At 56.7% G+C, this 11,636-nt stretch carries 8 protein-coding genes; 2 read left to right on the top strand and 6 right to left on the bottom strand.

The genetic code is table 11. The features are described 5' to 3' along the window. Positions 1–5 precede the first annotated feature (5 nt). A complete protein-coding gene (locus KKO72_RS18295; RefSeq protein WP_251140768.1) occupies positions 6–2,960 on the top strand; it encodes an autotransporter domain-containing protein in 2,955 nt (984 codons plus the stop codon). A 142-nt stretch (positions 2,961–3,102) separates the two neighbouring features. Here KKO72_RS18295 and cysC read toward each other — a convergent pair whose 3' ends face one another. The 6 genes from cysC to KKO72_RS18265 all read right to left on the bottom strand — a co-directional run bounded on the left by cysC (position 3,103) and on the right by KKO72_RS18265 (position 10,507). Continuing rightward, positions 3,103–3,708 carry an adenylyl-sulfate kinase gene (gene cysC, locus KKO72_RS18290; RefSeq protein WP_214942407.1) on the bottom strand — a complete coding sequence of 202 codons (606 nt, stop codon included), beginning with the start codon at positions 3,706–3,708 and terminating at the stop codon, positions 3,103–3,105. Continuing rightward, positions 3,698–4,579 (bottom strand): FkbM family methyltransferase, encoded by an 882-nt coding sequence (locus tag KKO72_RS18285; RefSeq protein WP_214942404.1) that lies wholly within the window; start codon positions 4,577–4,579, stop codon positions 3,698–3,700. Before KKO72_RS18285 ends, cysC begins: the two co-directional genes overlap by 11 nt. Positions 4,580–4,589: 10 nt before the next feature. Next, positions 4,590–5,420, bottom strand: a complete 831-nt coding sequence (locus KKO72_RS18280; protein ID WP_214942401.1) for an alpha/beta hydrolase — start codon at positions 5,418–5,420, stop codon at positions 4,590–4,592. Beyond that, complete coding sequence (locus KKO72_RS18275; RefSeq protein ID WP_214942398.1) at positions 5,417–6,595, bottom strand: glycosyl transferase family 8; 1,179 nt, start codon at positions 6,593–6,595, stop codon at positions 5,417–5,419. The genes KKO72_RS18280 and KKO72_RS18275 overlap by 4 nt, the downstream gene beginning before the upstream one ends. Further along, complete coding sequence (locus KKO72_RS18270) at positions 6,592–8,700, bottom strand: tetratricopeptide repeat-containing sulfotransferase family protein (RefSeq protein WP_214942395.1); 2,109 nt, start codon at positions 8,698–8,700, stop codon at positions 6,592–6,594. Before KKO72_RS18270 ends, KKO72_RS18275 begins: the two co-directional genes overlap by 4 nt. A 259-nt stretch (positions 8,701–8,959) precedes the next feature. Next, on the bottom strand, positions 8,960–10,507 hold the full coding sequence (locus tag KKO72_RS18265) for an IS1182 family transposase (protein ID WP_214942392.1): 1,548 nt from the start codon (positions 10,505–10,507) through the stop codon (positions 8,960–8,962). Here KKO72_RS18265 and KKO72_RS18260 point away from each other — a divergent pair. After that, on the top strand, positions 10,506–10,949 hold the full coding sequence (locus KKO72_RS18260; protein ID WP_214942390.1) for a hypothetical protein: 444 nt from the start codon (positions 10,506–10,508) through the stop codon (positions 10,947–10,949). The genes KKO72_RS18265 and KKO72_RS18260 overlap by 2 nt on opposite strands. Positions 10,950–11,636: the final 687 nt, after the last annotated feature.

Genomic DNA, 11,636 nt, shown 5'->3' with positions numbered 1-11,636 from the left:
CAATAATGACCAAAGCTGCTGCCATTGTCTCTAACTGCATCGTTGCCCCAGCCCGAGGTCGGATGCTAATGACGCATCAAACTCAGGCGCCTGCTCGCCTGGGTCAGCTGACTATCCTGAGTCTGGCACTGGCCGCCAGTTTTGTGCCGCTGACCGCGCAGGCGGACTGTACAACTGGCGGCGCGTTCACAATAACTGCTTCCGGCACCCAGAACTGGGGCGGGAGCAACTGCTCCATTTCCAGCGGTGTCAGTATCTCCGGCGGCTCACCTGCGTTGACGGCCATTGCCAGCGTTGGTACGCTGACAAATAATGGTGTTATTCGTGGGGGAGAAACCGGCTTTCGGGCCAACAGCAACTTCACGGTCGGGTCAGTCATCAACAACGGCACGATCTCGGCCAGTTCAACTTATGGGATCAGAAATCAGGGCACCATTGCTTCATTGGCTAACTCGGGTTTGATTTCTTCTACGTATGATGCTTTTTATAACACCGGATTGATCACGTCGCTGAACAACTCGGGATCGATTACGGGTAGCCATGCCGCTATCCATAACAACGGCAGTGCTACCATCAGTTCACTGCTCAACAGTAGCCGCATTTCTAGCAACGGCAATTCTGGCATCCTGAATGATAACGGCGGCGTTATCACTTCGCTGGACAACACCAGCACGGGTACCATTCAGAGCACTATAGCCATCAACAATTTTGGCACCATTAACACAATAACCAATAGCGGCGTTGTTTTTGGTAGCCTTACCGGAATCTATAACGGCAGTGCAGCTACCATTACCTCACTGGTCAATAGCGGCACCATTTCTGGTAATACTTATGGTATCCAGAGTGATAACGGCAGCAGCATCACCTCGCTGCAAAACACCGGCACGGGTGTCATTACGGGTGGGGCAGGTATCCTGCTTGGCAACCTGACGCCCTCCGGTACGATCAACGTCAACACACTGACAAATAACGGCTCCATCAACGGAACAACCAACGTTGGCGTCGGCACCAGTTCCAACGGTGCCATCGGCAGCCTGATCAATACCGGCATCATCAATGGTAATCAAGGCGCCATTGGCAATGCGGGACGTATCAGCACGCTCAACAACAGCGGGACCATTTCAAGTGCCGGTTTTGCTCTGTATAACGCATCAACCGGCACCATTGGTTCTGTCACTAACAGTGGCATGATCGCTGGTACGATCGCAAACCTCTCTTCCCGTGACCTGATTATCAACGGCGGTAGCGGTGCGACTTTCGGCACCCTGACCGGTGTCAGTGGCAATATTGGCAGTGCCGATATCGGCGCTATCTCAAATACCATTTCCAACCTGTCTTTCAATACCGGCAACCTGCTGCTCAACGACAATATCAACGTCGGCACCCATACCATCAGCAATGCGGGCGCAACGCTACAGGTCAACAACCATCTCAACATCACCGGCAATTACAACCAGAGCGCATCTGCGGCGCTGCTGATCGGCGTCAGCAATTCAGCAGTAACCAATGGCGTCGCCGCCGATACCGGCTATGGCCGTCTGATCGTCTCCGGTGCTGCGGTCATCGCCAGCGGTTCAAGCGTCACACTCAAACCGACCAATAACTATGGCTTTGCGGTCGGACAACGCTATGTAGTGGTGCAGGCCGCTACTAACGGCACTAACTACAACGCCTCCAGTCTGCTCTACTCAGCCACCGGCTACAACGGCGTCATCACCGGCTCGGAGGTGGCCGATGGCAGTTACAAAGATCTGTTGCTGACACTCGGCTCCTCTAACAACGGTGGCAATGGCAATAGTGGCGGTGGCAACAACACACCGAATATCTCAGCAACAACGGCCAATGCCGTGTCTGCGATCTCGGGACTGTTCAATTACAGCGGGGTCGATAGCAACTTGCTCAATGTGTTCAATGCCTCAGCTGCGCTGGGTTCTACCTCGGAATCCAACCGTGCAGGTGCGCAATTGAGCCCGACCTCAGTGGCTGCCGCAACCACCCAGGCCTCCTCGGCACAGACGCAATCGGTACTCAATGTCACAGCTGCACACGTGGATGGTTTGCGAATAGCACAGTCCGACGGTGCCAGCGGTATTGCTACTGGTGAACGTGCCAACGATGTAGCGCTGTGGGGGCAGGTCTTCGGGGGCAAGGCAACACAGGACCAACGCGATAACGTTTCCGGCTACAGCGCCAACTACAACGGTGTGTTGATTGGTGGCGACAAGTTGTTAAATGACGCCTGGCGTCTCGGTGGTCTGGTCAGCTACGCCAACACCTCCACCAGCAACCGTGACGATAACAGCGGCAGCTCGGCCGACCTGAAGTCCTATGGTCTGATCGCTTATGCTGGTTTTACCGCTGATAGCTGGTACCTGGATCTGTCGGGTGGTGTTGTGCGGCACAAGTACAACACCACACGCCTGATCGACTTCAGCGGCTTTACCGGTACCGCCTATGGCAACTACAACGGTACCCAATCAGTGCTGTCGGCTCAAGGTGGTTATCCGATCCGTCTGGATGCGACGACCGTGCTGACGCCGATAGCGGGCTTGAATTACAGCAAGCTGAGCCAGGATGGCTACACCGAAAGTGGCGGCAATGGCGCGGCGCTGACGATTGCTTCCAACAAGAGCACGTCGTTGAAGAGTGATCTGGGTGCCAAGCTGGAGCGTTCGTTTGCGACTAGCTACGGCAGCCTGGCGCCATCGGTGCAATTGACCTGGCGTCATGAGTATCACGACACCAGCCTGCGTTCAATCGCAAACTTTGCAGCGGATACCAGCGGCACCACCAGCTTCACGACCACCGGCGCCAAGCCGATTGCCAACACTGGTGTCATGACGCTGGCAGCAACGCTCACCCGCAGCGACAACATAACTCTGACGGCACGCTACACAGTGGAAGCAGGTGGTGGTTATAGCTCGCAAACGGCCGATGTGCGCCTGCGTTATCAGTTTTAACGGCAGGGCACTAGCTTGGGCCCTGTCAGCCCAATGACGATTGAGTAACGCTGGGCAACGGCCCAGCAGCAAGACAAAAAGTCCACCTAATTGGTGGCTTAAGAAGTCCGAATAACAGGGGCAAGATCAGCTACCACTCGCTTTATTTCTTACATGGCAATACAGCCAGCACATAGGCGATTAGCTTTTCCAGGCTCACTGTCAGAGCTTCCGACTCAGTGTCGATCACGCACTCAGCTTGTTCAGGTGATTCGTATGGTGCACTGATGCCGGTGAACTCTCTGATCTCTCCTGCACGCGCCTTCTTGTACAAGCCTTTGGGATCCCGCACTTCACACGTGGCGAGACCTGCCGCAATGTAAATCTCATGGAACGCCTGCTTGCAACGCAAACGCGCCTGGGCGCGGTCGGCGCGATACGGTGAGATAAACGCGGTGATGCAAATCAAGCCCGCATCGGCAAACAAGGCTGCGACTTCGCTGACGCGCCGAATATTCTCACTTCGGTCTTCTGGGCTGAAGCCGAGATTGGCATTCAGTCCGCTGCGCACATTGTCGCCATCAAGTACATAGCAAGAATAGCCCCGCTTCATGAGCGCTTGTTCCAAGCCCATTGCCAGACTAGATTTTCCGGAGGCTGACAGTCCTGTCAGCCACAACACTGCTCCGGCATGGCCGTAATGTGCCTGGCGATCAGACGCGGACAGCGCATGCGCGGTTTCGGTCAGGTTGCGAGCGTCAGGATGCATTCGGATCTTTCGTAAGGGCTTTATTTGTTTGAACATCCGACTGCGACGGTGTGGCCATCGTCGTCCACCAATCCTCCGGTCCGGTAACTTTGCGGAAGCCATTGAGGGTCAACGCAGATTCCTTTGGCACACACAGCAGACTAGTGGACACAATGGCTGGAAAGATGTTGCTTGGATTTCTCGCAAAGTTGTCCGGGTTGTAGAGGGGCGGCAAATGCCAGTACATGTCGTAGCCAAGTTCATCGATCAAGGCGATCAGCGACGCCGACTTTTCCTGCCGATCATTTTCCACATAGAGAAAAGGCCGATGCTGCTGAATAGTATGGCGCGCGCCACTCAGAACTTCGTGCTCCATGCCTTCGACATCAACCTTGAGCAGTTTCAGCGACGGCAATGTCAGTGTGTCGAGACAAACCACCGGCACCGGTTCGCCTCGTTTTTCATGGGACAAAGACAAGCCGCCAAAATTATTGACCGCGGCATAGTTCGGCTGCGGTACGTGCAGCTCGCCGGGGCTGCTACCGACTCCTGCGTGATGCGTGTAAACATTGAACAGGCTGTTGAGCGCGACATTGGCGCACAGTAGCTGAAAGATCACGCGTTGTGGTTCATAGGCGTGCACATGTCCGTGCGGGCCGACCAGCTGGGCCAGATGGACGGTATGCGCGCCGATATTGGCGCCGACTTCAAGCACGACGTCGCCCGCGTGCACGATTTGCGCAAACAACACAGCTTCGAGTTCACTGAATTCACCGTACAGGTCCAGCGAGCGACCAATGTACATATCTTCTCGCAAGAACAGCAGCAGGCCATGGCGGCATTGCTTGAGCGTGGTCGGCGAGGTATTCGCAACCGGCTGAGGTGTTGTCATGTTGCAGTCTTTAAGAACAAGATAGCGGGGTTGACAGCAAGGCGGGCCACTTGCCTGCCCAATCACTTTCATGTGCCATACCCTCGACCACGCGCAACTGCGCGCATGATCCGACAGCGGCGACAAAAGTGCGGGTGACGGATGTTGGTACAACCTTGTCGTCGTCGCCGCTGATATGCAGTTGGGGAATAGTAGCGACGCGTCCCGCGACGTCGATGGCGTTGAGCGAGACCGGCATCGGGCTGACCTGATGCAGGCGATTCACCGCGACATGATCCAGATTGCCAGCAACCGTGCGCAGGCTAGCAACATCATCACGTCTGGCCGCGATCAGCACGGCCAGTGCACCGCCGCCTGAATAGCCGACCAGATTGACGCGTTGTCCCGGCAGGCGTTGCAGATACTGCGTCACGGCGATGTTCATTGAGGTCACCACTTCTTCCGCATAGCGCTTGTCGGTCCAGTAAGTGACGGCGCAACGTGGATTAGCGGTCATAGGCGTGAACTGGCAGGGGCGCGCCAGATAGACCACATTAGAAGTCCCGTCGGCCACGGCCAGGCTCAGTCCCAACGCGCGATGCGGCGTGGGATCGTCGGACGCTTGATTGCGGCTGCGCCAAGCCAGGCCGTCGCCTTCGATATACACGGTCAACGGTTGATCAATGCGGGTGATACGGGAATAAGTGGTCAGTACGAATGCACCGGCCTGTACCTGATTGCGTTGCAAACCCGCCGGCTGCGCCATGGCATCGGCGTGCACGTTGGGGTCGCCTGCGCACGCCGTCAACAGGCATATCACCAACCATGTTGCCAACACCACTGGGTTTGATGGGCGCGTCATGCCGCGCCGCCGCGCAATTTGCCCAGAGCGGCAGAAATGGATTGCAATACCGGCCCCCACTTCCCCCATTCTTGCTGCCGGAACAGGCGTACGGAGGGGTACCAGGGCGAGTCTTCACGCTGAAGCAGCCAGCGCCAGTCAGGCACGAATGGAAGCATGACCCATGCCGGACAACCGAGAGCACCGGCAAGATGCACCGGTGACGAGTCGACCGACACCAGCACATCGAGCAGCGTCAGTATGGCGGCCGTATCCTCGAAATCCTTGATCTCTTCGCTAAGTGATACCAGCGACATTCCCGCAGGAGGTGTTGCGCTCTGTGCTGCGGCAGGCCCCTTTTGCAGCGCGACGAAGGTGACGCCTTCCTGCGCCAGCGGCGCCAGGTCGCTCAAGGACATGGAGCGGCGTGCGTCATTGGTGTGCGTGGGTCGTCCGGCCCAGACCAGACCCACCAGCGGACGTGGCAGCGACGCTAGGCGCTCGCGCCATTTTTCGATGCGCGCCTGATTTGCGCTCAGATAGTGGGTGCTGCCCGGCAGGTCGCTCAGTTCCAAGCCCATTGCCAGCGGCAGGCTCATCAGTTCGCAATGGAAATCGAATGCAGGTGGAATCGTGCCAGCGGGGATGATGTCGTCATATCCCGCGCAACGTTTGGCCAGCGTGTAGCTATCTGCATTGACTTCCAGGATGGTGCGTGCACCGCTGCGCTCGCGCGCCCAGGCCACCATGCGCAGAAACTGGAAGGTGTCGCCATAGCCCTGTTCGTCGTGGATAAGCAAGGTTTTGCCCGCGATCGGCTGGCCTTCCCAGCGCGGGCTCTGCACGTGCCGGCTGATCATGGCTGTGTGTTCCAACTTGTAACGGAACCGGTATTCGCGCCAGCCTCGCTTGAACTCCCCTTGCAACAGCAGGATTTCCGATAAGTCGAAGCGGGTGCTCATGTCGCCTGGAATCGTGCGCACGATCATTTCCAGAATCTGTCGTGCTTCCTCGATCTTGCCTTGCGGGCGAATCGCGTAAAACAATTGCCTCCACAGCGGAATCGGCCCCGTTCCGCAAGCCAGCGCCCCCCGTAGCAATGTCTCGGCTTCGCTGAAACGTTCTTCACAGAGTAAGGTGTACGCCTGCTGTTGAATGGCCGGATAGTCCATCACGGATGGCTGCTGCGCTGTCATTGCAAGTCTTTGGCCGGTTGGTCTACCCCCAGCGCTTTAAGCAATGGCCCCAGATACGCCGCATGGCGGCGCCAGCGTCCCTTCGAGGTGGCATAAATCGGCTGACGCACCTGACTTACGCTGGCGGTACGCACGATGCGGCGGGTCTTGTGGAAGCTCAGACAGGCGTCTTCCCACGGCATGTCGACAAAGGCAATCAGACGACGCGCTTCACCTTCCAGATCGTCCACCACGTTTTCGTAGTCGACCTCAAGAAAGCGATCCGGCGGCAACACCTTGCGCAAACTGTCCATCAAAGCCTGATATTCAAGATGAAATGCGCCAAGCTCATCGAGGCGATAGGCAAACAGCTGCTCGCCTGCGAAATTCTTGCTGTAACAGGACAGGCAGGTATCTACCGGGTCGCGACGGCAATGGATGATACGGGCGCCGGAGAGGATCAACGGGATCAGTCCGGCATGCAGAAAATTGGCCGGCATCTTGTCAACCAGCCGCAGTGCGTCTGGAGCAAGGCTCGCCACACGCGACAGGTAATCTTGGCCGATGCGTGCAAAATCGTCCTTGCTCCAGCTTGCGATGCCATCCGGAAAAACTCCGGCCCGGTCCACTGCATGGCGCAAGGCGCTCAACTCTCCCGCGCCATGGATGCCTGAATGCGATGCAAGGATCTGTTCCACCAACGTCGTACCGGAACGCGGCATGCCCATGACGAACACAGGGCGCTCCGATGCCGCGCCGGCGTCCTTGAATTTTTCCATCAACTCTGGCGTGAAGGCCGCGGCGATCTTCTTCATCCACTCGCCTGTCTTGACGACATCGAACTGAAACGTGGCGCGCTTGATCGCGTTGCCTTGGTCCAGATGAAAGAATGCGCGCTCCGAATTTCCGGTATCGAGATAGGCCTTGCCGAGCGCAAAATGCAAATCCATCTGTTCATTGATCGCCGGGTTCATCGCTTGCTCAAGCGCTGCTTCCATCATGGCGATATCCGGGTCGTCGCTGCGATAGGTCTTGCTGTCGCAGCGTGCCGTCATCACCATGCGCGATGCGGGAAAAAGCTCGAGCGCACGATCAAAGGCGGCAATCGCTTCTTCCTTGTTACCTGTTTCCATCAGCAGCGATGCGCGCGCGACCGAAGCCTCTTCGGCTACCGTTCCCGGCAATGCAACGGCGCGATCGAAGGCCTGCATCGCTTCCTCATGCTGCCCAAGCGCCTGCAGCGCTTTGCCCAGTACGTTGTGCGCATTGGCGCTGTCAGGCGCAATCGTCAGCACATCGCGCATGCAAGCAAGCGCCTCCTGGTGATGGTCGGCCTTGATGAGCAACTGCGCGCGTGCAGTCAATGCGCCGGCGTGCTGCGGCGCGAACGCTAAGAGTGCATTAATCCAGCGCTGAGCATCGGCGTAGCGCATGCGTGACATCTCGATCTGGGCCAGATTGAAATAGGCATCCGCCAATTGCGGGTTGATATCGATGGCTTTCTCGGCAGAAACAACGGCTTCATCGAAACGCCCGAGGTCGCTCAACAGAAAAGCCAAGTTGCTATGCACTTCTGCATAGTCCGGGCGCAAGGCCAGGGCACGCTGATAACTGGCCTGCGCTTGGTCGAGTCGACCCAGACGTTTGTATGTATTGGCCAGGTTGTTGTGGGCCTCGTGATTGTCGGGTTGCAAGGCAATGACGTGTTGCAGGCATTCCAGACTGGCGTCGAATTTGCCGCTTTCCTGCAAAATGATGCCAAGGTTATTCCAGGCCGCAACCAGTAGCGGCTCCTGCGCCACGGCGCGGCGAGCGGCTTGCTCCGCCTCTGCCAACAAGCCCTTCTGACGGCACATTTCCGCCAGATTGCTGCTGTAGATTGCCGGCACGGTGGGGTACAAACAAGCCTTGCGCAGATGCTCAATCGCCAGATCGAGTTTGCCGTAGGCGTGTGCGATCACCCCCAACAAATGTAAAACATCGGGTTGATGCGGCAAGACTTGCAGTACACGCAAGCAGAGTTGCTCGGCCTGAGACGCCTGTCCGGCATTCCAGTGCTCATAAGCCTGCCTGATCGCTTCCTGGATGGAAAGCTGTTGGGCGACAGGATGATTATTGTTGTTCAAAACTACTCCACGGCGGATAAAGCTGATAACGGCCACAGGCGGGCGTGTCCAAATTTTTGTGTAAATGGGGTTTCGTTCAGGCCATATAGGTACGTTGACCTAACGAGGCTGTAAAAAAACACGTTTCCCACGCGCCACCCGCTGGTACGGCCGCGTAGGCAGATTGAAAGCTGTGTTGTTGGAGTTCATGACCGCAGTGTGCCGCAATTTGCCCCTCCTTTGCGCCTCATGGCACCTTCGATGCCCTTGATGGCCCATCCTAGTGCCTCTTGGTCTGCCCCATCCCCGTTTTGGCCAGTTTCTCAATGTTGTGCACCATGCAGTAAAGGTTCCACTGCGTGTTGACCTTGGCACGCCCTCGGTGGTTCAAGCGGGTCATGCGCTTGTTGTGCCGGATATTGCCAAACACCGGCTCCACCGTGCCAAAGCGTTGACTGTAGAGTTGCCTGCCCCGAGGTGAGTCAATGGCCTGGCGCATGCGCTCACTGGGATGGGTGTTGTCTACTGCCTTGGCTTCGAAGCGTGTGACTTGGCGTCCACGTCCATCATTGGGTTTGATAGGCCCCCTCAGGCATTGGTCACTGAGTACGCAGGCATTGCAATCCACCGCTTTGGCGGTGTAGGTCTGGTACGGCAACCCCTTTGCTGATAAGTAGACGCTGCCTGGGCTGGTCATCAGTTTTCCAGCTGGACAGGCGGCGGTATTGTTGTCGTTGAAGCTGAAGTCTTTGGGTTGAAACTTCTGAATCGGCTTGGGTTGCCCAGTTGCTTTCTTCTGCGACAACGGGTCTGGCTTGCCTTTGTATTTGTCTTGCTTTGCAAAGCGCTCATCGCGGCTACGCATCTGGTTATCGGCTACCAATGCGGGGATGGTGTGCGCCATGAGGTGCTGCACATTGGCATCACTGTGGTAGCCCGCATCAGCTGTGACCAAGGTGTCAGGCGTGCGAAATGGGGTGGCCTGCTCAATCATGGGTAGCAGCATGGCTTGCTCGGAGCCTGAGCCAATGACATCAGCTGCGATGATGATCTGGTTTGCACTGTCAACTGCAGCTTGGGCCGCATAGCCTTGGATGACACCTTTGCTGGTGGCCATCTTGGCGCTCTCAGGGTCGGTGATGTTGGTCTTGAGTTCCTGGCCTTTGCGGTTCAGACGCTTGGGCGCCGTGGCAAGAAACTCCCGCGTGCGTGCAGCTTCCTTGCGCAGGGCGTCAATGCGGGCTTGGCGTTTTGGCTCCAGCGTCTGTTCACTGCCTTGCTTGTCCTGGGCTTGGTGCAGGGTCAATATCTTGGTGGCAGCTTGCTCCAGACGATCTGCGCGGTGGCGCAGTTCTTCATGGGTGCCGCTGCGTTCTTTGCTGGCGTTGGAGGCGAGCTTGACGCCATCAATGGCGAACATGTTGCGCCCGATCAGGCCTTGGGCGTCGCAGGTCAGTAGGACTTGGGCAAACAGGGGTTTGATTTGTTCACTCAGGCCACAGACGAATTTGGCGATGTGGGTGTGGCTGGGTTGGCTGTCGCCGCTGATGGCGATGAACTGGACGTTGCGTGCACAGGTTTGCTCAATGACTCGGCTGGAGATCAGGCCCTGGCTGTAGGCCAGCAAGACGATCTTGAGCATGACACGCGGGTCATAGGCACTGGCTCCGACTTCGTCGTTCTTGAAACGGGCATCCAGGGCGCTGAGGTCAAGTTCGTTGTCTACCAGGTAGTTCAGTGCGAAGGCAAAGCTGCCTGGGACAATTTGTTCAGACAAGACAACTGGCAGCAGCAGGCTGTTGTGGTCTTGGGATTTGTAGCGGGCCATGGTCGCGATCTCCTTCTCAGGATTCGTCGCAAACGTCATGCCAGAAACACTTTTTTTACAGCCTCAACAGGATAGTAAACCGACTACTATTCCAAGTTCATCCAAAAATGCGTATCAAAAAAAGCAAAGTAAATATATGCTGCAGCACAGCAAACAACAAGATCACATCAGCCAGGGACAATTAGCGGTACTGGCACTGAATATGGCCGGTACCTTTGCAGCCATGGTTTCGGCCCATGCACAACAAAGCATCAGCGGTGCTGGTCTTGGGCAAAACTGGAGTAGCGGCGATTTCCTCATCGATAGCACAGACATCATCTGCGGCACCTCAACCGGGGGCCAGACGTCCGGCGCCACACTCGGAACCCTGACCAAGCAAGGCATCAGCAGCACGGATAATATCGACATCAACAACTCTCCTGGACTCTCTACGCGCAACTGATCAGCCAGACTGGCCTTCCCCTGAAAAATGTACTCCATAGCTGAAGGAAGATTTCAGACATTGGGGGGGGAAGAAGAGCTAGAGCAAAGGCGGACAAACAAAGGGCAAATGCTCCCCGGAAATCAAGCTGGCAGCCGTTCGCCTGCACAAAGGTAGACAGGCGGCTCAGGTAACGGCCAAGATACTGGGAGTTCAGAGCCAGACACTGGGTCAGACTCTGCAACAAACGTCAACTCAAGAGTACCAGCGACAAGTTCATGTCACCTGGGCAAATGGAACTAACCCGATTGCGCGCAGAGAATGCACGCCTTCGCATGGAGCGGGACATTCTGGGAAAGGCGACAGCGTACTTTGCCAAGGGGCGCTGTGAAGTTCGCGTGGCTTAACAAACACAAAACCCGGTGGCCGGGCCGCCTGAGCTGTGTTGCATCAGGAATGGCGAAAACCAATCGGGATCCGTTGACATTCCAGGTGCCCCCTGCTGAAAGGGATTACTGATGCGTCAAATTGACAGAGTAACTTGGCTGTTGGAAAGCGGTCATTGGTGACTGACGGCAACTGGCCCGGAGCTGCAGTCGACCCAAAGCAATGGAATGGACGCCCCCACCCTAAACGGCATCGATGTGCCAAAGTGGAGTTGCGTAACAACCACCTCACAGATAGGAGCGTCCACCATGAAGGCTACAA

The sequence above is a fragment of the Rhodoferax sp. U11-2br genome (genome assembly GCF_018619435.1).
GTDB lineage: Bacteria > Pseudomonadota > Gammaproteobacteria > Burkholderiales > Burkholderiaceae_C > Rhodoferax.
The sequence above is the reverse complement of the archived record's forward strand: the minus strand, read 5'-3'. Positions and strand labels throughout refer to the sequence as shown.